The organism is Nonomuraea sp. NPDC049758 (assembly GCF_040674635.1).
In the GTDB taxonomy this organism is placed as follows: domain Bacteria; phylum Actinomycetota; class Actinomycetes; order Streptosporangiales; family Streptosporangiaceae; genus Nonomuraea.
Genome location: NZ_JBFAMZ010000044.1, coordinates 1 through 21968 on the forward strand (window position 1 = coordinate 1; position 21968 = coordinate 21968).

The following is a 21968-nucleotide window of genomic DNA, read 5'->3' on the forward strand; positions in this document are numbered from 1 at the left end:
TCGCGCTGGCCACCGCCGCCGGCGTCGCCGTGGAGAACGCCCGCCTGTACGAGGAGTCGCGCCGGCGCGAGACCTGGCTGCAGGCGTCCTCGGAGGTGACCACGAGCCTGCTGTCCGGCGCGGACCCGCACCAGATGCTGACCGTGGTGGCCGCCCGCGCCCGCCAGATGACCGACGCCGACCTGGTCCAGGTATTGCTCCCGGATCCGGCGAAGGAGTCGCTGATCGCCCAGGTCGCGGAGGGCGAGGGCGCCGAAGGGCTGCGGGGGGCCGTCTTCGAGGTCGCGGCCACGCTCGCGGGCGACGTCTTCACCCAGGGGGAGCCGATGTCCGACGCGGACATGCGCAGCGCCCCCTACCCGGCCTCGCCGCTGCGGCGGCTGGGCTACGGCCCCGGGCTCATGATCCCGCTGGGCGCGGCGCCGGCCGTGCGCGGCGTGCTGATGCTGGCCAAGCGGGGCGGACGGCTGCCGTTCAGCCGGGCGGACCAGCAGATGTTGCACGCGTTCGCCGGTCAGGCGGCCCTGGCGCTGGAGCTGGCCGAGGCCCGCCGCGACGCCGAACGGCTCGGCCTGCTGGAGGACCGCGACCGCATCGCCAAGGACCTGCACGACGTCGTCATCCAGCGATTGTTCGCGACCGCCATGACCCTGATGAGCACCGTCCGCCTGGTCGAGCGCCCGGAGGCGGGCAAACGGCTGCAACACGCCATCGACGAGCTGGACGAGACCATCCGCCAGATCCGCTCGTCCATCTTCGCCCTCCAGGGCCCCGTCGAGGGCGCCGCGCCCGGCCTGCGGAGCCGGATCGTCGGCCTGGTGGAGGGCGCGGGCGGCCATCTGGGGTTCATGCCCGGCCTGCGGATGGAAGGGCAGATCGACACGCTGGTGCCCGAGGCCGTCGCCGAGCACCTGCTCGCCGTGCTGCGTGAGGCCCTGTCGAACGTGGTCCGCCACTCCCGCGCCGGCCGCGCCGAGGTGTCCGTCGAGGTGGCCTCCGGCACCCTCACCCTTGTGGTCTCCGACGACGGCGTCGGCCTGGACGAGCCCAGCCGCCGTAGCGGCCTGCGCAACATCGAGGAACGCGCGAGCGGCCTCGGCGGCACCTCCGAGCTGGAGAGCCCGCAGGGTGGCGGCACGCGGCTGCGGTGGCAGGTCCCCCTATGAGGAGGGCCCCCTCGACGTCCGAGGCCAGGACCCAGGTCCCTGGAGTACGGAGAGCCATCCGGAAGCACCGCCATCATGACGATGATGCAGCACATCGATGCCTCCTGGCGCGTGGCGAACCACCTGTCCGTCGGGCAGTTCCACCTGCTGGACAATCCGCTGCTCACTCGTCCTCATCGAGCACCTCCAACAGCCGCTGCAACGTGCCGAAGGCGGTCGCCGGTGGCGCTACAGACGTGTCACGGCCGTCGGCGGTCAGTTCATACGCGTGGCGTATGTCGTGCTGGGCCGATGTCGTGCGCGGAACTCAAAGATCAGCCTGTTACGGTGCCTGACGCCGACCCCCATTTAGGTCCAGCGTCGCCGGTGGCGAGATGGCTCAACGACGCCCATGTTGCCCCAAGGGGCTTGACTCTTCCGCTGCGACCGGAGTCAGGATCTGGGCCCTACTGGTTCACGGCGGGCGGTAGCTCCCCGCATGAGGTGCCGGCTTCCACGTGACCAGGGATCCCTCGGACGGGGGAGGAGCACCGGTGACGGCCCCGGCACAATGGCAGTTCGACCGAGGAGCCACTCAGATGCCAGCACGGGGAACGCCGTCGTCCAAGGGCCAGGAGATCCAGCGGACCTTCGACAGGATCACCGACTACTACGACTTGATGAATCGCCTCATGACCCTCGGACGGCATGCCGCCTGGTGTCGTGAAGTCGCTGCCGGCGCCGGAGTTCCGCCAGGCGGCAGCATGCTCGACATCGCCACCGGGACCGGCGTCATCGCCCTTGCCGCGCTGAAGAGATTTCCGAACGCGACCATCCACGCCGTCGATTTCTCGGCACGGATGCTGGCGGCGGCAGCCACCAAACCGGGCGCCTCCGCGATCACGTGGCAGCAGGCGGACGCCAACGACCTGCCTTTCGGCGACGAGTCCTTCGACGCCGTCACGCACGGCTATCTCCTGCGGAACGTGGAGGACGTCGAGCATGTGCTCGAAGAGCAGTACCGGGTGCTCAAACCCGGCGGCCGGGTCGTCATGCTGGAGACCTGCCCGCCGCGTGGACCGCTTCGTCACCCGGTGGAGCTGGGGGTCCGGGTCGTGATCCCCCTTCTCGGCCAGGTGGTCGCCCGCGATCGGCGGTCGTACGCCTATCTGCAGGAGTCCACGCTCGGCTTCATGCCCCCGCAGGAGGTCGCCGAGATCCTCCGCCGGGTCGGCTTCGGCTCCATCGCGTGGAAGAAGAGGTTCCTCAGCACTCACATGATCATCTCGGCCAGCAAGCGGTGACCTTCGCGTGCAGGCGGGCGAGCCGTGGCGACCGTGAAACACTAGGGCACCCGCAGCCTGTCCCCGACGTGCAGTGCCGAGGTGATTTCTGGCCGTGTCGGGGCTCTTGTAAGAATCGTGCTGATGCCGCTGGCCGTCGCGGTACTCGGCGCCTTCTCCGGGTGTTGCCAATGGGCCCGAGCGGGCGAATGCTTGGACATTGCGCCAGGTTGCCGACCTGGCATCTGCTCCCAGATGTGCCGGCCGTCAGCGTTCGGAGAGCCCTTCCGGCGCAGGTCCCGCCACGGAATGGGCGCGGAGAACGTCGGCTGTGAAGTCGTCGAGGGGATAGAAGAGCTCGATCGCCAGCTCGGCCAGCGTCACGTCGGCCGGAGTGCCGAAGGTGGCCATGGTGCTGAACATCGCCAGTTCGCCGAACGGGGTGCGGATCCTCAGAGGCACCTGGATCGGGCTCGGCTGGTGTCGCGAGGCTTCGTCGTGGGGCGTCTTCTCGCTCGATGGCACGGGGTAGCTGGAAACCTCGTCGTGGAGCCGCTGCAGTTCGTTGTCTCCAGTGGCGTTGACCTGGCGTGACAGCCGTTCGAGGAAGAGCGTTCTCACCTGCTCCCGGTTGGCCAGCCGCGCGGCCAACCCGTCAGGGTGCAGAGTCAGCCGGAACACGTTCGGCTGCGGTTCCAGGAGATGCGGCGGGATGCCGCCATCAGGACGCCCATGGCGCGGTTGCCCTGCAGCACGTTCCAGACCCGGTCGACCACGACGGCCGGGTACGGCTCGTGCGCCGCCAGCATGGTCTCCAGCGCGTGCCTTCATGCTGGTCGGCGCGCTGGTGGTCGCTATCTACGCCGGGCTTGAGTTCGCCGGGCTTCGGCGACTGGGGGCGAGGTGACGGCAAGAGCGCCTGCGGCCGAAAAGATCGCGGCAGCCGTCGCCCCGCAAACCAGACACCAGGCTGAGAGCGCCTAACAGAATGATCTCTGTTGTGCTTTGCTCTCTCGCTGTGGCCGAGAGAGAGGCGCGGAGGGCCAAGCTGAAGCCGTGGGAGGTCGGCGACGAGCTGTGGGCGGTGATCGAACCGCTTCTGCCGCAGCGTCAGCGGCGGTTCCGGCATCCAGGGCGTAAACGGCTGGATGACAGGCCGGCCGGACGTCGCCCAGGCGCTCGGCCGTCATGTCCGGTGGGGGTTCATACGCAGGTGGGGAGGTAGCGGCTCGTGGGGATGGAGTCGCTGATGGAGACGGAGTCCGCCGCGCTCAACCTCGTCACCTCATCCATCGTGACCGGTTCCGCCCCGAGCCCGGCCGACCAGAAGCGGGAGTGCGGGTCGAGCGGGTTGACGATGACGACGAGTGTGGTCCAGCCGTCGGCCCTGGTGAAGGTCCGTACGCGCTCCTCGTCGCGCTGCATGTGGTAGTCGACCTGGCTGCACGCGGGAGCGTCGAAGGTGGCGTACTGCACCGGACGTTGCGCCTTCTCGTCGTGGGACAGCACGACATGGACCTGGATCGTGGTCGGGAGGGCGTTCCCGTTCTTGACCGTGATCGTGCCGCCGGTCATGAGCGGCGTGGCGATGTCCACTTCGCCCGGTTCCACGGTGACGCGCAGGGCGAAATCACGCCGGCCGGCCCGCTCAGAGGCCAGTCTCGCCTGCTGAACCTCCGATCGCTGCTGCTCGCTGACGCGCAGCGCGTTCATGGAGACGATGAACGCGGGCACCGACATGAGACTCCCGGTGATCCCCGCGACGCCCATCCAGAGCTGGATGGAGGTGAGTCGGCGACGCAGAGGCCGACCCGTCCGGCGGCGCGTGGCGAGTCGCCTGATGGTTCGAGCGGAGACGCGGGGGTGACGGCGGTGTTCAGGCATGTGCTCAGCGTGGGTGAGATGCTCAGGGGTCCGGAGGCTGATCGGCGTGTTGTGGTGTGTTGTCCTGGATGGCGTGGGTGCGCGGTGTTACAGCTCGGCTGCCCGCTGCGCGACGGTGGCACGGGCCCCGAATCTGTGCAGGCTGCCGAGTGTCCTGACGTAGGGGTCGGTGAAGGCGGGCCGGCGGGCGGAGGTCGCCGAACAAGGTCTCGTCCTCCGGGAAGGGCCATTGGTCTGGAATTCGGGTGTGCCCTACGGCTCCCATTCCCTCGCCGTCTGAGCAGCCGGCTCAGACGGCTGAGCTCGACCGCCTCAGGGCCTGCCTCGGCCAGGTGGAGGCGGCCGTTCCGGGAACAGCACCCCCTTGCCGGGAGGCCGGAACTCCCCGACCGGTGACAGTGGGCGAGCAGGTCATGGGCGTCCATTCGCGACCGGAGCGCCGCCCTGACCGGGAGCGCGACGGCTGTGCGGAGTCCCACTCGCGGTCCTGTCCCGGCCTCCCGGCCGGTCAGCGTTCGATGGGGACCGCCGGGTAGACGCCTCCGTTGGCCACTTCCAGCGTGATGCTCGTGCGATCGTCCGGCGGGGCGGGATAGTAGACGTAGGCCCTGCTGGTCTCGCCTGCATCCAGGGCGGGCACGTAGTTCTCGACGAACTCCGTGTACATCTTGAGCGGGTGGTAGCGCGCCTTGGTGGCCGGATCGACGAGGATGAAGGCGCCGAAATCGGAGCCCGCGGAGAACTCGTGATCCCACCCGGAGAAAGGGACGGGGAACGGGACGAACGTGCCGTCGTTGGTCTTGGTGATGTCGAAGGAGGCCACCACGTAGGCGCCGTCACGATAGAGCGGCAGCACGTCCACCTTGAGCTTGTCCGGCTGGCTGCGGAACGACCAGGTGAAACCGGCCACCCGCGCTCCTGGATCGGCGCGGAAGGGGGCCGCCGCTCCCGTGGAGCCGCGTACTTGGCCGGGGGAGGGGCTCGTGGTGGTGGCCACGTCCGGGCTCTGTTGCTTGATGGAGTAGGAGATTTCTACGCGGCGGTTCCTGGCCCGTCCTGCCGGATTGTCGCTGCCGTCCTGCTTCTGGTTCTTCGCGATCGGCTCGCTCTCGCCCTTTCCTTCCGGTCGGTACTGGTAGTCGTTGCCGAGCCTGGCGGCCAGATACTTCTGCACCGCTTCGGCTCGTTCGACCGACAGGGTCTGGTTGTAGTCGTCGGCGCCCTTGTCGTCGGTGTGGCCGGTGATCGTGATGGGCGGTTTGGCGGGGTCGGCCCGTCGCCTGGTCTCTTCGACCACGTCGTCGAGCACGGCCGCCGCCTTCGTGCTCAGCCGCGCCTTGTCGAAGGCGAACAGGACGTCGGTGCGCAGGCCGATCGTCTCCGTGTCGCCCGCCTGCGTGGTGGTCTTCACCGGTGTCTCCACCAGTTCGTTCACGTCGGAGACGGCTGACCAGATCTCCCCGTCCGGCACGACGACGGGCCACTGGAACGTGTCGCCGGTCTTCGGCAGCTCAGGGGAACTGCGCTCGCGGGCGGTCGGCTCAGCGCCGCCGTCGGTGACCGGGATGCCGGTCATCGGGCCCATCGGCATGTCAGGCACGATCGACATCGTCCTGACCGCGGCGGGAAGCGGCGGGAAGTAGACCTCCACCGGATAGCGCACGCCTGGCACGAAGTCGTCGGGATAGTCGGCAGCGGCGGTGCGGTGCCTGGTGCCGAAGGCGTCGCCGTTGTGGTCGTTCTCGCGCAGGGTGAAGTAGACCTTCCTGCCGATCGGGTCGAACAACCTGAACCTGGCGAAGGAGGTCGGCATGGTGCCGTAGCCGAAGTCGCCGGCGGTGTTGGTGGTCGCCGTGGTCATGATGTCCATGCGGAGCACGGTCAGCTTGGCGTGCCGCTCGATGGCCCGCACTTCGATCCTGAAGGGGTTGGCGATGTAGAAACCGACCATGCCCTCGCTCACGTAGCCCGCCTCCGCGGCAGCCGGGGTGGAGGGCGGCACCGAGGGGCTGGTGCTGGAGGCCGCGGCCGTCGGGGTGTCGCGCACCGGCTGATCGTTCGGCCCGCATGCGCAGGTCAGGGTCGCTGTGAGCACAAGAACGGTCGCTCGTAGAAGGTGCATACCAACACAATCTTTTATGTCTGACAAGTCAGCCTTCCAGGCCATGGATCACCTGAGTGGCACACCTGCAGATCGGCCAAACCATCCCGTCGATTCGCTTCGGTCTGCCAGCGTGGACTTTGTCACCGGTACATGGGCGGTCCTGACCGATCAGAACCCACTATGCTCGGCCGGATCTTCCTGCTGCCCCGTGATGCCCTGCTCGGCCTGCCGCCTTGCCGGGCGGTCGGCTCATGTGCTGGCGGGCCTCCGGTCAGAAGGCCCGCCACGCCGAACTCACCGCAGAATGTAGAGGCGGTGGACCGGCCCCACAAGGATCTTCTTGCACTTGTAGTCCTTCGCGTAGCGGACGGCCTTGTAGTAGCGCCCCGCGACCTGGCACGCCTGCTTGACGGCGAACACTCCCGCGAAATGCCACTTTGCCGCCGCGGTAGCCGTCGCAGCAGTCGAGGCAGAGGTGAGGGAGACGGAGACGCTGCTCGTGACGGCAGGGCTTGCCTGAGCGGAGGCCGTCGAGATGCCCGCTACGCCCGGCGCCAACGAGACCGCCACAGCTGCGGTGAGCGCTGCCGTGATCATACGAACCTGCATGACGATCGCTTCCTCTCACGAAATGGATGAGCACCTTGCCTGACGTTGCGGTGCAACAGTCGGGCGGATCATGTGGAGAATTCGTTGAGGATGTGTTGACTCCGTGTCTTTGAGCACGTTGCGGGGGAACCCCCGGCGTCTTCCCCACGGTCTCCAGCGACCCCGGCGGCGTCCTGCCGTTGTTGTCGCACACCCTGCTCACCACCTGGAAGCCCGCCAGGTCCTCGACCGTCGGTTTCTCCACGATGTTCGCTCGCAGCCGCAGGTCGGATTGCGCAGCGAGCGAGGACGGCGTGCCGGATGACGGGAGCCGGATCGGCCGAGAGGATTACGTCCGGGGCTGTGGGAGCCGGGGGAGACCTCCTCCGGCCACCCGGCAGCCCTTGAGTCGACCCTTCTGACCGTGGCAGGGCGTCAGAACTCCCAGGTGTCGTCGCGCAGGAGCACCACCTTCCCGCCGGGCCCCAGCCCGGTGACCGTGACGTCCGGGCCGCCGACCATGAAGTCGACGTGCACGCGCGAGGTGTTCACGCCTGCCGCGTCCAGCCGCGCGGGGTCGTCCGTACGCAGGTGGGCGGGCACGCCCGGCGGCAGCCCGGCGCCCCAGGCCAGGTGGCAGGCGGCGTTCTCATCCAGAAGGGTCTCCAGGTAGGTGATGCCGCTTTCGCCCACCCGCGAAGAACGGTCGACCAGAGCGAGCTCGCCCAGCCGGGCCGCCCCCGCGTCGGTGGCCTGGTGCGCGCGAACGACGTCAGCTCCGGCGCTCGCTCTCACCTCGGTCACGACGCCATCGGCGAAGGTCAGCTCCAGGTCGCGGATGAGGGTGCCGTCGAGGGACAGCGGCCGGGTGGCGCGGACCGTACCGGTGACGCGCCGGTAGTCAGGGGTGGTGAACACCTCCTCGGTCGGCAGGTTGGCCTGGAACGGGCGGCCGTTGACGTCCTCCAGGCGGGCGGCGGTCCAGTGGGCGTCCGGGAGCAGTCCGATGGTCAGGTCGGTGCCGGGGCCCTCGAACCGGACGGCGTCCAGGCGCATCTCGGTGAGCCGTCGAGCGCGATCGAGCAGTTCGGCGATGCGCTGCCGCCACGCCGCGCGCGGATCGGGCTCGTCGAGACGGAGGATGCGGCGCAGGTGCCGCCACAGCCTGGCCTGGTCGGGTTCGCCGAAGACGGCACGGGCCCACTCGGGGGTGGCGTAGGGGACGATCGTCCAGCGGACCAGGTTGTTGAGCTGGAGCCGCTGCCGTGAGGTCAGCGACGGCATGCGGTCCAGCCCGACGCGTATCGGATCCAGCCCGGCCAGGAGGTCGGGGGCGGCGGCGCCGCGGACGTTGACGATGATGCCGCCGTTCCGCCCCAGTTCGTCGTTGCGGGCGTCGAGCCACGCGGGCACCTCGGCCAGGCTCGCGGTGTCGGCGTGCCGGAGTCGGGATCGTTTGGCGTGCGGATCGAAGTACCAGATGTCGGCGTAGCGGGCGCCTCTGGCGTAGGCGGCCTCGGCCAGGGCGCGGGCGAGCGGGGCGTGCTCGACCTCGGCGTTGATCAGCACCCGGTCGTCCGCCAGCAGGGGCACGGCCACGTCGAACACGACGTCGGCATAGTCGGACAGGTCAGCGGGGGGAATGGTCAAGGGGGGCTCCTTCGTGTTCGTTGTGGCGTATCGGCAGGAACAGCAGCGCTCCGGCGGCGGACACGGCTCCCACGAGGGCGAAGCCGCCGGCCAGGCCGAACCGGTCGGCGAGGACGCCGAGGGACAGGGCAGCGCTGAGGAATCCGACGTCGAAGAAGGCCGTCGTGGTGGCGACGGCGGATCCGCGCTCGCCGGCGGGCAGGCCGTGCACCGCCATCCTGAGGAAGGCGGGCAGCCCGAGGCCCTGCCCGGCGCCGATCAGCGCGATCGCGCACCATGTCCCGACCGGCGAGGGCCAGGCGGCAAGCAGGATCGATCCCGTCCCGGTCAGCAGGAGGGAGGCGACGGCCAGGCGCGCCGGGGCGGCCGTGGCGAGCAGGCGATGTCCGGCCAGTCGGACGGCGACGAGGACGCCGCCGTAGACCAGGAAGTGGAGGCCGCCGGAGCCGCCGCCGAGCGCGGCGAGGTGCAGCGGCAGGAAGGCGCTGATGGCGGTGTAGCCCCACACGGAGGCCAGGTAGCCGAAGCCGGGTCGCAGAGCGGACGCGTGGTACAGCCGGGCCCGCCCGGCTCCCGGATCCGGGCCGGGCCTCTCCGTGTCAGGACTCATGGTCTTCGGCAGGGTGAAGCCGAGCACAGCCGACCCCAGCGCCACGGCCGCGGCCGTGATCCAGACGGCGGCGAACCCGGACGCGGCGTACAGCGTCTCGGCGATGACAGGCCCCGTGAGCAGGCCGGCGTTGACGACGACGGAGAAGTGGTTGATCGCCGCGCCGGGCCGCCGGTGGTCGCTGGCCAGAGTGGCGAGGCCGACGTAGGCGAGCGCCTCACCGACGCCGGCGACGCCGCGCAGGACGAAGAAGAGCGGCAACTGTCCGACGGCGAGCAGCGCGAGGGACGTGCCGGACAGCAGCAGCGCGCCCGCGCACAGGGCCGTGCGGCGTCCGGCCCTGTCGGCCACCCGTCCGGCCAGCGGGCGGGCGAGCACCCCGGCCGCCGCGGTGACGGCCAGCGAGACGCCCACCATGCCCGCCTGCTGGCCCAGCGGGCCGGTGAGGTATCGCGGAACCGCCGGGACGAGCAGTCCGATCGACAGGAACGCGCCGGCCGCGCAGCCGAGCAGGCGGCCCATCATCGTTCGTCACGTAATTCGAGCAGGAGCGCGGTCATGCTGACCTTGACGCCGTCGTGCGGCGGTCCGGCCTTGTCGTGCAGGAGCGCCACGGCCTGGTCGATCAGGCCGACGATCTCCTCCCAGACGGGCCTGGCCAGCCACACCTCGGCGTCCATGGACGTGCGCTGCCGATCGGTCTCAGCCAGACGCCTGGCCAGATCGGTGCTCATCGCCTGGTGGAGGAGTTGCCGCCCCTCGGACCGGTCGAGGCGCTCGCCGCTGGACGGGTCGTACCGGTAGCGCAGCTGCGGGCGGCCCTTGCCTGCCCGCGGACGCTCGTCCGTCTGCTGGAGGAAGCCCGCTTTGGCCAACTGGCGCAGGTGATAGCTGGCCGAGGCGTGCGCGATGCCGAGTTCGTCGGCGACCTCGGTGGCCGACATCGACGCGCCGGTGAGCAGCGACACGATGCGGATACGCAGCGGGTTGGCCAGGGCGCGCAGGGGAACAAGGTCATCCCGGTTTTCCAAAGGCACGTTGGGATACTAATTTTCCCAACAGCTCTTGGGAAGAGGTGGCTTGCCGGCCACTCGGAACGAGCGACATCCGTTAAGGTTCACCGATGCTGCTGACGATCCTTGGCGGATGCGGTGCGTGGCCGGCGGCGGGCCAGGCCTGCAGTGGTTACCTCGTGGAGCACGACGGGTTCAGGCTGCTCGTCGACCTTGGATCTGGGACGGTGCCGCGGCTGCTGGAACGGGTCGACGCCGATCAGATCGATGCGGTGTTCATCAGCCACGGACATCCCGACCACTGCGCCGACCTGAACCCGCTGCTCCGGGCGCGCACAATGCGTGATGACCCGTCGGCGCCGCTGCCGGTGTACTCGCTGCCCGGCGCCCTGGACGCGGTGCTCGCGCTGGACCGCCCGGGAGTGCTGACCGACGCCTACGTCCTGCACGAGTTCACCGACGGCAGCAGATTCGACATCGGCCCGTTTCACGCACAGACCCGCCTGCTGCCGCACTCGGTACCCAATGCCGGCATACGGCTGACAGCGGGCGGACGGGTGCTCGCGTACACCGGCGACAGCGGCCCGAGCCCCGACAGGGTGGAACTGGCGCGTGGCGCTGACCTGCTACTGGCCGAGGCCACCTATGTGAACCAGGTCCCGGAGGGTTCCCGACGTCACCTGACCAGCGCCCGTCAGGCAGGTCGGCAAGCGCTGGAAGCCCATGTCGGGCACCTGCTGCTCACGCACCTGCAACCAGGCACGGACACCTCGGCTGCGCGAGCCGCCGCCGGGGCCGAATACGACGGTGAGATCGGCATCGCCACGTCCGGTCTCACCGTCGACCTCTCGTGCGCCACGGTCTCAGGGATCGAAGAACGTTCACCGGGCGCAGGCTTGAACGGGACTCCACCCTGCGGGTGTCCGAAACCCGGCCATTGAGGTTGACCCGGGGTTCGGCGCTTCTGTCCTGGCGGGCATGATCGCTGTTCATGGCGTTTGGCGATCCGGATGACCTGCGCGGACGGCATTGTCGGCAAGGAACGCCTACGCGAGCACGAACACTTCTACGACCAGCACCGCGGCCACCGTCCTGGCCCAAGCAGCCCCCGCTGCGTACCATCGTGGACCCGATCACGGCCCCTGAGCGAACCACAGCCTCGACATGCGCCGACAGCCCAGCTATATCAGGTTTGACTTATATAAGTAGCGGCTGAAATTATGGCTCCTGCACGCACTCGGCGTGCTCGGCGGCGCTGTCGGCACCTTCGGTGCCCGTGCGGCGTCGACTCCAACCACTCGGGGAAGTCGGCATCCAGTTGGAGCGCCTTCGCAGATTCTGGAGCCGGCAGCTGGACGCGCTGGCCACCGAAGTCGCGCGCGCCCGGCGCGAGCGCCGCCGCCTGCTCGAGGAGACTCCGTCCGCTGAGGGACGACCAGGCTCGAACGACGAGAAGAAGGACGAATGATCGACATCGTCAATCAGACAAGCGCCACCCAGCGGGAGATCGGCGACCAGTCGGTCGCCGTCGGCGCGGGACGCTCACTGCTGCTGCGGCGCACGTACGACGCCACGATCGAGGCCGTGTGGAGCGCCTGCACCGACCCCGACCGGATCAGCCGGTGGCTCACCCCGATCGACGGCGACCTGCGGCTCGGCGGCACGTTCCAGCTCAAGGACAACGCCGGCGGGGAGATCCTGCGCTGTGAGAAGCCCCATCTGATCAAAGTGACCTGGGTGTTGGGGGATGGCATGCCCACCGAGGTCGAAGTGCGCCTGGCGCCCGGCGGTGACGGCGTCGGGACCGTCCTGGAGCTGGAGCACGCCGCACCCGCCGAGCTCGTCGATGAGATGGCACGTACGTACGGGCCCGGTACCACGATCGGCATGGGAGTCGGCTGGGAGCTCGCGCTGCTCGGTCTCGACCTGTTCCTGCGCGGCGTCACGTTCGACCCCGCGACATGGGGCCACACGCCCGAGGCGAAGGAGTTCGTCACCGCCAGTCGCCACGCCTGGGGACCCGCGGTCCAGGCCGCTCGGGGCACCGGCGACGACGACCTCGCCGCGGCCGTCGCCTTCGCCGCGCAGCACTTCGCCCCCGAGACCGGCAGGGACGGCGACAGATGACCCGCCGCGCGGTGAGTCGTCCCGTACTCAGGAGAGGAGCAGGCCGGATGACCGGCAAACCCACCACCGCAGCGGTCAGCAGGGCGACGAGGACGCTGCTGAGGTGCGGCACCGTCGCCGGCCCGCTCTACATCATCGTGGTCCTGCTGCAGATGCTCACCAGGGACGGGTTCGACATCAGCCGGTACCCGGCCAGCATGCTGAGCAACGGCGACCAAGGGTGGATTCAGGTCGCCAACTTCGCGGTCAGCGGCCTGCTGTTCGTGGCCGGAGCGGTCGGCCTGCACCAGGCTCGTGGTCCGGCGGGCTGGGGCGGCGGCACCTGGGGGCCGCGACTGGTCGGCGTCTTCGGCGCCGGGATGATCGCCGCTGCCTGCTTCTCCGCCGACCCTGCCGACGGCTTCCCGCCCGGGACGCCCGTCGGCCCGCCCACAAGCATGAGCACGCAGGCGATGCTGCACCTCCTCGTCTCCGGGATCGCCTTTCTCGCGCTGATCGCCGCGTGCTTCGCGTTCGGCCGGCGGTTCGCGGCGGCCGGCCGTCGCCGCTGGGCCGCCTTCAGCAGGATGACCGGCGCGATCTTCGTGGCGGCCTGGATCTCGATCTTCGCGGCGCAGGGCTCCAGGGTGGCCAACGTCGCCTTCGCCCTCGCCATCGCGCTCATCATGGCATGGGCGTCGCTCGTGGCCGCGTACCTGCTGGCTTCGACCCGGCGTCGTCGCGGCATCGCACTGACCGTGGTGTGAGCGGGCATCGACCATGTCGCCACGCACCTGAGCCAGCCGGAGCCAACCAACGGGGCGGGGTGGGGAACTCAACAGATCCTCAACAGGTTTTCAACGCGCTCCGGCCTACGGTCCTCACGTAACGCGACACGGAGAGGAAGCGTGAGATGACTGCCATCCGCACCACGTTCGCCACACTGGGGCTGGCGGGCACCGCCTTGGCCTGCGTCCTTGCCACGGCTCCCGCTGCCACGGCGAGCACCGCCGGCGGGCCGAACTGCACTCTGGAGACCGGGCACGCAACCGGCCGCATCACCAAGACTGGCTGGGTCACGAACAACTGTCCCTACTTCCGCACGCTCAAGATCGTTTGGTCGCGCGGGAGTGACGGCCCATGCCGATGGGTTCCGCCGCACGGCACGCTTCGGCACAAGATTCCGAGAGGAATCCGTAAGTTCAACGGCGCTGCCGAGTGCTGAAGCGTACGGCTGTCGTCCTGACGCACCCGCGTCCGAGCCGCTGCGCCCGGAACGCTGTCACACCATCCAGGAGGACAAGAGTTACTACAACTCCTGGAGCTTCCAGAGCGATGCGGACGAGGCGAACAACCATGTCGGCTGCCCCTGCCTCGCGGCACCGACCGACCTGAGCGCGACAGTTCGTGACAGTCCCTGGGGCTGGGTCGATCCGGCCTGGAGCCACGTCGGAACCGGGGTGACCTCTTCGAGTGGTGTCTGGTTCCGAGCGGTATCTGGCAGCAGCCGGAGAAGACGCAATCCAACGTGGTCCAAGGCAGGTTGCCGGCTTGGTCCATGCCCTTGCGGCTCGGGGGGCCGCGTCTCCGCGCTCCAAGGCGGAAGCGCGCGGCCGTCCGGCCGCCGATTCCGTGTTCGTCCCTGCCGGGCTCAGCTGGAGCTCCCGCATGGTCGTACAGAATCTGACTGTACAGCCCAACCAGCGCCCTGTCAGAACACACTTGAGAAGATCGTTCATGTTCGGCATGGCGACTGGCGCGAATGCTGTCGGGGCGGCCGGATACCCACCGGCCGTCACCTCTGGACCTGGCCGACGCGCAGTGGGAGCTAGCCGACCCGCTGCCAAGGTCCCGAAGGCCCTGCCACTGGACCGGCTGCGCGAGCGCACCGTTCTGCTGGACGACCGCGGCCACGTCACCCTGCTCAAGCTCTACCTGGCCCGCGCCGGCTACACCACCGAACTCATCAACGAGCTGCGGAAGCTTCGCAACCAAGGACAGCTTCAGCTCTCTGCACTCAAGATCCTTCTCAGCGCCGGCGGCTGTCCACCGGTTCGTCAACCGCGGGCACGGCCCGGTCATGGAGTGGCAGGAGAGCGTGGTGCTGGTCGGGAGCGCGGCAGGAGCGGGCGACCGGCTGAGCGTACGGGTCGAGCGGGTGCTGAACGACTGGAGCCTGCCGGGCGACCGCCGCGAGCGCGGCCGCTCGTTCTTCGACCAGGGCCGGATGCTCAGGAAGCGGCCGGCCGCCGAGGCGTGCCGGCCCGTGCCCCGCGTCCGCCGTCCTCCTGCCTGACCTCGGGCGCTGGGGCGATGCGCCGTACCACCACGCCGAGCAGCCATTCCGCCGGCACGTAGCCGAAGTGCCGCGAGTCGCGCGAGGCCGCCGCGTTGTCGCCGAGCACGACCAGGCATCCGTCGGGCACGACCCGACCGGGAGCGTGCGGCACGGAGGCGATCTCGCGGGGAACCGGGTCACCAGGCACGGCGGTCACGCGCTTGACCACCCGGAACGGCTCGTCCGCGGGTTCCCGCGCCGCGACGGGCCTTCCGGCCGGCTTCCGGCCGTTCACCGGTCGGTCCGACGGCGCGCGGGGGTCGGTGGTGAGCGCGGCCTCGGCCGCCATCTCCGGCCACATCTCCGTGAGGCTGCCGGCGAGCAGCACCACCTGGCCGCGCCGGACGGCGTCCAGTGACGCCCGCCGGACCAGCACCCGGTCGCCGTCGCGGAACGCCGGCTCCATGCTCACGCCCGCCACCGTGATGACGAGGTAGCGACGGCGCAGCCGGACGGCGACCGCGGCCGACGCCCCGAGGACGCACCCCGCCGCCGCCAGCAGTGCCAGGACGGGTCTCAACGGCGTTCCCCTCCACTCATCGCGTCACCGGCTCCACGGGCTCCTCGGCGTAACCGGCCGCCTGAACGGTGAACAGCCGGGCGTACGTGCCCCGGGCGGCGAGCAGGTCGGCGTGCCGCCCCTGTTCGACGACCAGCCCGCCGGACAGGACGACGATGAGGTCGGCGTCCCGGATCGTGTTGAGGCGGTGGGAGATGAGCAGGCTGCTCCGGCCGTCGCGCATCCTCCGCAGCCGCTCGTGCACCTCGTGCTCGGCCTCGGGGTCCAGCCCCGCGTTCGGCTCGTCGAGGATCATCAGGTCCCGGTCCTCGCGGAGGAAGGCCCGCGCGAGGGCCACCCGCTGCCACTGGCCGCCGGACAACATCACCCCGTTCCCGGGGTCGTCGGCCTCGTCGTCGGCGAAGAACAGGCGGGTCAGCAGCGTCCCGTAGCCGTGGGGCAGGCGGGACAGGGTGTCGTCGATCCCGGCCCGGACGGCCGCGCCGCGGATGCGTTCCAGGTCGCCGAGCGCCGTCAGGTCGCCCATGGCGATGTTGTCGGCCGCGCTGAAGTCGTAGGTCATGAAGTCCTGGAGCACCGCGCCGACGCGGCGGCGCAACTCCTCCACGGGCACGTCGCGCAGGTCCACCCCGTCCCAGAGGATCGCCCCCCGGGTGGGGTCGTAGAACCGGCACAGCAGCTTGACCAGCGTGCTCTTGCCCGCGCCGTTATGACCGACCAGCGCCGTCGAGGCGCCGTGGGGGAGGAAGAGGGTGACGCCGCGCAGCGCCCACGGATGGTCGTCGCTGTAGCGGAACCAGACGTCGCGCAGTTCGATGCCGCGGCGAAGCGCGGGCAGCGGCGCCGGGTCGTCCGGCGGGGGCAGGTCCGGCCCGGCGTCGACCACCGCGACGTAGTGGCCGAACAGGAGCACTTGGTGGTGCGCCCCGGCCATCGACGCGATCAGCCCGCCGAGCGCCCCCTGCAGACCGGCGACCACGGCCACGAACATCGACACGTCGCCCACCGTCACCTGCCCCCGCCCGGCGGCCACGACGACCCACACCAGCCCGCCACCGGCGATGACCGCCGACAGCGCCGCCAGCGCCCCCTGGACGACGACCTCCCGCCGGTCCGTCCGCCGCCGGGCCTCGTCGGCGGCGCGCCGCTCGGCGACCAGCCGACCGCGGAGATAGGGGCCGAGGCCGAACAGCCGGATCTCCTTGGCCGCCGCCGCGCTGGCGAGCAGGTCGCCGTACAACATCTGCCGCCGTTCCGTCGGGCCGATCCGCCACATCATCGCGGCGCGCCGCCGGGACAGCTGCAGCTCCAGGATCACCGTGGGGACGGCGGCGGCCAGCACGACGACGGTGAACCCCGTGCTGATCACGGTCAGCGAGCCGAGGAACCCGACCAGGGTGAGCGCCCCGCGCACCACCTCGAACACCGCGTCGGCGGTCCTGGCCGGCGCGGACGCGCCCTGCTGGGCCAGCCGGAGCCGGTCCTGGAAGTGCGGATCCTCGAACCTGGCGACCCCCGCCACCTGCTCGACCGCCGCGAACAGCTCGTCGTGCCCGCGGAGGGCCGCCCTGCGCTCCATCTCGGCCCGCAGGTACTGGGCGACGCGCGGCACGACCCCGAGCGCGATCCCAGCCGCCGCGAGCCCGGCCGCGGGCCCCACCAGCCCGGACGGCGAGCCCGGCGCGGACGTCAACCGGTCCAGGACGGCCTTCGTCAGCCAGGCCACCGCGATCGGGATCACCGCGACCGCCGCCGTGCACACCAGGTACGCCAGGCCGTGCAGGGGCGCCGAACGGAACGTCAGCGCCACGACCCGCGCCGCGGTGGCCGCGAACGCGCCGGGGGATGTCCGGGGCTCCCGGCTCACGCAGCCCTCGTGACCCGCAGCAGGGCGACGTCGGGCGCCGTGGCGAGCAGCGCGCCGGTGCTGTCGACGACGTAGTGCGCGGGGAACCCGTCGACCGCGAACGCCCGGCTGAGCTCGCCGTCGAACTCCTCCACGGTCACGCGGGCCACCGATGTGAGCGTGCGGACCATCTCGTCGCTGTCCTCCCGGTCACCGGCCAGGACGGCGAGGACCTGCCGCCGCCCGCCCGGCAGGCCGCGGGCGAACTCGACGAACTCCGGCAGCGTCTCCCGGCACGTCGTGCAGCCGGGGCTGAAGAAGGCGACCAGGGTCTCACCCGTCAGCAGGTCGCGGGAGACCGGCTCACCGTCGACGGTGGTGGCCAGGAAGTCACCGACGCTCCCGCGGAGCCTCCCCGGCGGACGGTCACCGTGGGACAGGAGGCTCCGCAGCTGATCGGTGTGCTCCCGCAGCCGTCTGACCACTCCCAGCGTCAGCACCAGGTCGAAGAGGCACAGCGCCCCCACCAGGATCATCCCGGTGACGAGCATCGACATGACGTTCTCCTTTCGGCGCCGGTCCGGCGTTCGCCGCCGCCGGGGACACGAACAGTTCGACCAGGTCGTCCAGCCGGCTGACGAGCACGGCCAGCACCAGTCCCACGCCGCCCGCGACCGCCGTGCCGGCCGGCTGCGACCATGCCTGTGACCATGCCTGCGGGAGGGCGGCTCCGCAGGTCAGGGCCACCGCCAGGAGGCCGAGGTTGCGGGTCGGATGACGTCGTCCCAGAGGGGCCCGCGACGTCCCGAAGCACCGGCAGGACGTGCGCACGCCGTGTCCCAGCAGGGCGGTGAGCAGGGCTCCGGTCGCCCGTACGAACTCGGCGTAGGCCGTGCGGCCGCGGATCTTGCTCAGTGCCGACATCGCGAAGACGACACCGATCAGACACTGGCCGCCCAAAGCGACGAACTCCACCAGATTTCCTCGATGCGGAGATCAAAGCGCGCTTGCCCGCCCCGGCCGGGCGGACAAGCGCTCAACGGCTAGCAGTAGCTGGAGATGACCGTGCACGCGCCGCAGTTCGTGCCGTGGACGAGGTCGTACAGCCTCTTGCCGTAGACGACCTGGCCGCCCATGGTGCAGCACATGTACCGCCACGTGCAGCCGGCCGCGGTCGCCGACGCGTCGGCCTTGGGCACGACCCGTTCCAGCAGGCGGTCGCTGATTCTCGTGATCGTCGCGATCATGGTTCCGCTCTCCTTCACCAACTGGTCGTCAGCGAGGCCCGGGCGTGCCGTTCCTCGATGGACCACTCCATCCTGAACGGCGGATCTTGCGATTTTGTGGCGATCGCCGGTCCGCGGATTCCCGCACCCTACAGGCGCGGTGACCTGGGACGACGGCGGCCCGGCGGCAGAATGCGGCTCCCGGTACGGGAAGGAGTACGGCCGTCGTGCTCACAGGTTCCTGAGGATGACGTCCGGCGTGCCCGGGTCGTCGCCGGCCTCGATGCGGGACCGTTCGCCGGCGCTGATGAGCCGGAGGTCGTGCAGGATCGTCACGGCGTTGCGCCGGCACTCCCGGGCGTGATCCTCCGCCCCGAGCGCACGATGGACCAGGCCCAGGCCCCACCAGTGGCGCGCCTCCGTGCAACTGCCGAGGTCGTCGGCCGCGCGGTCGGCGTCCAGCGCCATCCGGAAGTAACGCTCCGACTCCCGGTGGCGGCCCATGCGCCGATGGGCCTCGGCGAGATAGCCGAGCGCGATGGCCGTGCCCACCAGGTCCTCGATCTCTCGGGTGCCGGACAGGGCGTCGCGCAAGGCCGTGACGGCCGCCTCCGGGTCGCCGCCGCGCAGGTAGGTGAGCCCGAGGTTGGTGAGCGTGATCGCCTCGCCGTACCGGTTGCCCTGGCCGCTCTCCAGGTCGATCGAGAGGCGGAAGTGGCCGACGGCCTCCGCGAACCGGCCCAGCCTGCTGTAGACGACCCCCAGACGGTCGAGCTGGGCGGCCTCCCCCCGGCGGTTGCCGGTCTGCCGGTGTTGTGCGAGTGACACCTTCAGGTGGACCAGCGCGTCGTCCAGCCGGCCGAGGTCGGCCAGCACGTATCCGAGGTCGCCGTGGGTCACCGCCCGGTGGTGGGGCTCGCCCAGGCGGTCGGCCGCGGCGGCACCCGTCTCGCTGACCTCCCACAGCTCCCGCCACCGCCCTCGTTCGTACAGCGGGAAGAACAGCGCCGCCGACAGGGCGGTGACCAGGTCGTCGGCGCCTAGCGCCGCCGCGCTGCCCAGCACCGCCGGAAGCTGCGCGGCCTCCGCGTCGACCCACGCGTACACCTCCTGCCGGTCGCGGAAGCCCGGCCCCCCGCCGGCCGTCGCCGGACCCAGCGTCGTCCGCCACACGGCGACGGGGATCACCTGCCTGCTCGCGTCTCTGGCGACGGCCAGCCCGTTGTGCAGCGCGCGCAGGACGGCACGCCGCCGCTCCTCCGGCGGGTCGTGCTCCGCGGCGAGCTCCCGGGCGAAGAGCCGGGCCAGATCGTGCACGCAATAGCGTCCGGGGGCGGCGGTCTGCACCAGATGCGCCTCGGTGAGCTGGTCGAGCAGGTCCTCGGCGGTCGGGGCCGGGAGGCCGGCGAGGGCGGCGGCGGTGTCCACGCCGAGCTCCGTGACGCCGAGCAGGCTCATGCACCGGAACATGCGGGCCTGCGCCGGGTCGAGATCCCGGTAGCCGACCATGAGACTGGCTCTGACCGCGCGGTCCTCCAGCTCCAGCTCCGTGAGACGCCGCCCCTCCTCGGCCAGCCTGTCCGCCAGCGTCCGCCAGGTCCAGGCGGGCCGCACCGACAGCCGGGCGGCCGCGATCGAGAGCGCCAGCGGAAGGTAGGCGCACTGCCGGGCGACGGCGTTCTGGGCCTCGGTGTCGTCCGGCCCAGTGGCGGGACCGGTGGCGGGATCGGCGGCGTGGCGGGTCAGCAGGGCGCGGCAGTCCTCCTCGGGCAGCACCTCCAGCTCGTACGGGACGCGGCCCTCCAGCGCGGCGAGCGTCCTGCGGCTGGTCACGATGACACCGCAGGTCGGGCTCGCCGGGAGCAGCGCGCGCACCTGCCTGACGTCCAGCACGTTGTCGAACACGAACAGCATGCGGCGTCCGGCGGTGCGGGACCGGAACTGGGCGGCGGCCTCGTCGACGTCCGTGGGGACGGCGGCCCGGTCCACGCCGAGCGACCGCAGCAGGCGACCGAGGGACCGCAGGGGTTCCAGCGGTTCGAGGTCGGGCGTCGAGCCGTGCAGGTTGAGGTAGAACTGCCCGTCGGGAAAATGGTGGGCGGCCTGCCAGGCGGCCTTGACCGCCAGCGCCGACTTGCCGATGCCGCCGCAGCCGGAGATCAGGATCGGCTGCGGACGCCTGCCGACCACGTCGCGCACGAGCGCGTCGATCAGCCCTGTCCGCCCGACGAAACCCGGCACCACGGGCGGCAGCTCGCGGGGAGCGGTCGGCGCGCCGGTGCCGGGCTCCGCCGGCGTGCCGGACGTCCGGATCTCCACGGCGCCGTCCACTCCCTGCCGGAGCACGTGGAGCTGCGCGTCCACGAGTTCCGGGCCGGGGGACACCCCCAGGTCGTCGACCAGCCGCCGGCTGATCCCGCCGAACACCTCCAGCGCGGCGGCCTGCTCGCCGCAGCCGGCCAGCGCGACCATCAGCCGCGCGTGCGCCCGTTCGTGCAGCCGTTCCACCTGCGTGATCGCACGCAGCGGCGACAGGACGAGCTCGTGCCGGCCGAGCGACTCGGCCACCTCCGCGAACTCCAGCGCGGCCGTCACCCGCTCCGCGCTCAACGCGGACACCTTCGGATGGTTGTGCAGCGCGGGGACGTCCAGCAGCGGGCTGTCCCGCCACAGGTCCATCGCCCGCCCGAACGACACCGCGGCTGCGTCGAGCTCGGCCCTGTCACGATGTTCGCGCGCCTGGCGAAGAAGCCGCCGGAATGCCAGGACGTCCACGTCGCCGTCCGCCACGGACAGCTGATAGCCGTGCTGACGGCAAATGATGAGTTTCTTGTTCCGGGCCCTGTGATGCAATGTGCGGCGAAGCTTGCTGACATGGCCGTGCACCGCTCGCACACAACCGTCGCCGGCCGCGTCACCCCATAATGCGTCGGCGATGGATTCCATCGGCACGACCTGGTTCGCGGACAACGCGAGCAATCCGAGAACGCCTCTCTGCCGTTCACCGCCCAACGCGACGAATGATCCGTGCTCCCGCACTTCGAGCGGGCCCAATATCCGCAGCCAGACCGCCGCCGACGCCGGACCGCGGAAGGGATCGCCCGACCCGGACATGACCAGCGGGAGGACGTCCGACAGGCGACGCAGGGTTTCGGCACGTGGGCGGCGCGTGCGGCCCTGCTCGACGTCGCGGATCACGGCGACGCTCACCCCGGACCGGGCGGCGAGTTCCTGCTGGGTCAGGCCGGCCTGTTCGCGTCGCAGCCGTAGTTCGTCACTCAGGTTCTCCATTACTCATCGCCCTCGCTGAAGAATGAGGATTTCGAGAGCGACCCGGCGGCGGCTCGCCCCGAAGAGCTTTACCTCTCGGGTGACGAGGCGCAAGGATTGTTCCGTCTTCTCGAAATGTTCGCAGGCCGACATACCGATTGGTTACGGCTCTGGAACCATTGGCCGTCCCGGCGGTGTCGCCCGTGAAATCGTCAGGGCCGGGCAGCCTCGGATCCCGAGCCGGCGGGCGAACTCATCTCCGACGTCGTGCGGCAGCTGGGCGCTGATGCCAGTGCCGAGAGGGCTCGGTTGAGCACTGATGAAATCAGCGAAGTACATGCCCTCACCTTCGCCCGGCAGCTCGGTGGCTCGCTCGGCGCCGCAG

20 protein-coding genes and 2 pseudogenes are annotated in these 21968 nt (G+C 70.5%); 8 read left to right on the forward strand and 14 right to left on the reverse strand.

What is annotated here, in order from left to right:
- Positions 1 to 1166: GAF domain-containing protein (locus AB0J46_RS50370; RefSeq protein WP_364344134.1), on the forward strand; the 1166-nt coding region annotated here is incomplete at its 5' end.
- 533 nt (positions 1167 to 1699) lie between these two features.
- A complete protein-coding gene (locus AB0J46_RS50375; RefSeq protein WP_364344137.1) occupies positions 1700 to 2449 on the forward strand; it encodes a ubiquinone/menaquinone biosynthesis methyltransferase in 750 nt (249 codons plus the stop codon).
- A gap of 246 nt (positions 2450 to 2695) precedes the next feature.
- Here the strand turns inward: AB0J46_RS50375 and AB0J46_RS50380 are convergent, their stop codons facing one another.
- Both AB0J46_RS50380 and AB0J46_RS50385 read right to left on the reverse strand, forming a co-directional pair.
- A complete protein-coding gene (locus AB0J46_RS50380) occupies positions 2696 to 3079 on the reverse strand; it encodes a hypothetical protein (RefSeq protein ID WP_364344140.1) in 384 nt (127 codons plus the stop codon).
- A gap of 17 nt (positions 3080 to 3096) precedes the next feature.
- A complete protein-coding gene (locus tag AB0J46_RS50385; RefSeq protein ID WP_364344143.1) occupies positions 3097 to 3237 on the reverse strand; it encodes a hypothetical protein in 141 nt (46 codons plus the stop codon).
- Between the two features lie 239 nt (positions 3238 to 3476).
- Here AB0J46_RS50385 and AB0J46_RS50390 point away from each other — a divergent pair.
- Positions 3477 to 3584 (forward strand): annotated as a pseudogene (locus AB0J46_RS50390) (IS5/IS1182 family transposase); the annotation flags it as partial.
- A 47-nt stretch (positions 3585 to 3631) separates the two neighbouring features.
- Here the strand turns inward: AB0J46_RS50390 and AB0J46_RS50395 are convergent.
- The 6 genes from AB0J46_RS50395 to AB0J46_RS50420 all read right to left on the reverse strand — a co-directional run bounded on the left by AB0J46_RS50395 (position 3632) and on the right by AB0J46_RS50420 (position 10301).
- Positions 3632 to 4198 carry a hypothetical protein gene (locus AB0J46_RS50395; RefSeq protein ID WP_364344146.1) on the reverse strand — a complete coding sequence of 189 codons (567 nt, stop codon included), beginning with the start codon at positions 4196 to 4198 and terminating at the stop codon, positions 3632 to 3634.
- 622 nt (positions 4199 to 4820) lie between these two features.
- On the reverse strand, positions 4821 to 6359 hold the full coding sequence (locus tag AB0J46_RS50400; protein ID WP_364344149.1) for an OmpA family protein: 1539 nt from the start codon (positions 6357 to 6359) through the stop codon (positions 4821 to 4823).
- 351 nt (positions 6360 to 6710) lie between these two features.
- Positions 6711 to 7025 carry a hypothetical protein gene (locus AB0J46_RS50405; RefSeq protein WP_364344152.1) on the reverse strand — a complete coding sequence of 105 codons (315 nt, stop codon included), beginning with the start codon at positions 7023 to 7025 and terminating at the stop codon, positions 6711 to 6713.
- 414 nt (positions 7026 to 7439) lie between these two features.
- Entirely contained in the window at positions 7440 to 8654 is a 1215-nt protein-coding gene (locus AB0J46_RS50410) for an aminopeptidase (protein WP_364344155.1), read from the reverse strand.
- Positions 8635 to 9789, reverse strand: coding sequence for an MFS transporter (locus tag AB0J46_RS50415; protein ID WP_364344158.1), 1155 nt, complete (start codon positions 9787 to 9789; stop codon positions 8635 to 8637). The genes AB0J46_RS50410 and AB0J46_RS50415 overlap by 20 nt, the downstream gene beginning before the upstream one ends.
- Complete coding sequence (locus AB0J46_RS50420; protein ID WP_364344161.1) at positions 9786 to 10301, reverse strand: helix-turn-helix domain-containing protein; 516 nt, start codon at positions 10299 to 10301, stop codon at positions 9786 to 9788. Before AB0J46_RS50420 ends, AB0J46_RS50415 begins: the two co-directional genes overlap by 4 nt.
- Before the next feature lie 86 nt (positions 10302 to 10387).
- On the opposite strand from AB0J46_RS50420, the gene AB0J46_RS50425 reads away from it, so the two are divergent.
- From AB0J46_RS50425 to AB0J46_RS50445, 5 genes are all read left to right on the forward strand, one after another.
- The gene (locus AB0J46_RS50425; protein ID WP_364344164.1) at positions 10388 to 11218 is read left to right on the forward strand and encodes an MBL fold metallo-hydrolase; all 831 of its coding nucleotides are present in this window, start codon (positions 10388 to 10390) and stop codon (positions 11216 to 11218) included.
- A 523-nt stretch (positions 11219 to 11741) separates the two neighbouring features.
- Positions 11742 to 12404 carry an SRPBCC domain-containing protein gene (locus AB0J46_RS50430; RefSeq protein WP_364344167.1) on the forward strand — a complete coding sequence of 221 codons (663 nt, stop codon included), beginning with the start codon at positions 11742 to 11744 and terminating at the stop codon, positions 12402 to 12404.
- Between the two features lie 47 nt (positions 12405 to 12451).
- A complete protein-coding gene (locus AB0J46_RS50435; RefSeq protein WP_364344170.1) occupies positions 12452 to 13150 on the forward strand; it encodes a DUF998 domain-containing protein in 699 nt (232 codons plus the stop codon).
- 146 nt (positions 13151 to 13296) lie between these two features.
- Positions 13297 to 13608, forward strand: a complete 312-nt coding sequence (locus AB0J46_RS50440; RefSeq protein ID WP_364344173.1) for a hypothetical protein — start codon at positions 13297 to 13299, stop codon at positions 13606 to 13608.
- A gap of 855 nt (positions 13609 to 14463) precedes the next feature.
- Complete coding sequence (locus AB0J46_RS50445) at positions 14464 to 14679, forward strand: hypothetical protein (RefSeq protein WP_364344176.1); 216 nt, start codon at positions 14464 to 14466, stop codon at positions 14677 to 14679.
- Here AB0J46_RS50445 and AB0J46_RS50450 read toward each other — a convergent pair.
- The 6 genes and pseudogenes from AB0J46_RS50450 to AB0J46_RS50475 form a co-directional block, all read right to left on the reverse strand.
- Positions 14615 to 15241: a S26 family signal peptidase gene (locus tag AB0J46_RS50450; RefSeq protein WP_364344179.1), complete on the reverse strand. Its 627-nt coding sequence runs from the start codon at positions 15239 to 15241 to the stop codon at positions 14615 to 14617. The two genes, AB0J46_RS50445 and AB0J46_RS50450, sit on opposite strands and share 65 nt — an antisense overlap.
- A gap of 16 nt (positions 15242 to 15257) precedes the next feature.
- Complete coding sequence (locus AB0J46_RS50455; RefSeq protein WP_364344182.1) at positions 15258 to 17108, reverse strand: ABC transporter ATP-binding protein; 1851 nt, start codon at positions 17106 to 17108, stop codon at positions 15258 to 15260.
- Complete coding sequence (locus AB0J46_RS50460) at positions 17105 to 17644, reverse strand: TlpA disulfide reductase family protein (protein WP_364344185.1); 540 nt, start codon at positions 17642 to 17644, stop codon at positions 17105 to 17107. Before AB0J46_RS50460 ends, AB0J46_RS50455 begins: the two co-directional genes overlap by 4 nt.
- A 486-nt stretch (positions 17645 to 18130) precedes the next feature.
- On the reverse strand, positions 18131 to 18334 hold the full coding sequence (locus tag AB0J46_RS50465) for a hypothetical protein (protein WP_364344188.1): 204 nt from the start codon (positions 18332 to 18334) through the stop codon (positions 18131 to 18133).
- Positions 18335 to 18544: 210 nt separating this feature from the next.
- A complete protein-coding gene (locus tag AB0J46_RS50470) occupies positions 18545 to 21103 on the reverse strand; it encodes a tetratricopeptide repeat protein (protein WP_364344236.1) in 2559 nt (852 codons plus the stop codon).
- Positions 21104 to 21118: 15 nt separating this feature from the next.
- Positions 21119 to 21604, reverse strand: a pseudogene (locus tag AB0J46_RS50475) (helix-turn-helix domain-containing protein); the annotation flags it as partial.
- Between the last annotated feature and the right edge of the window lie 364 nt (positions 21605 to 21968).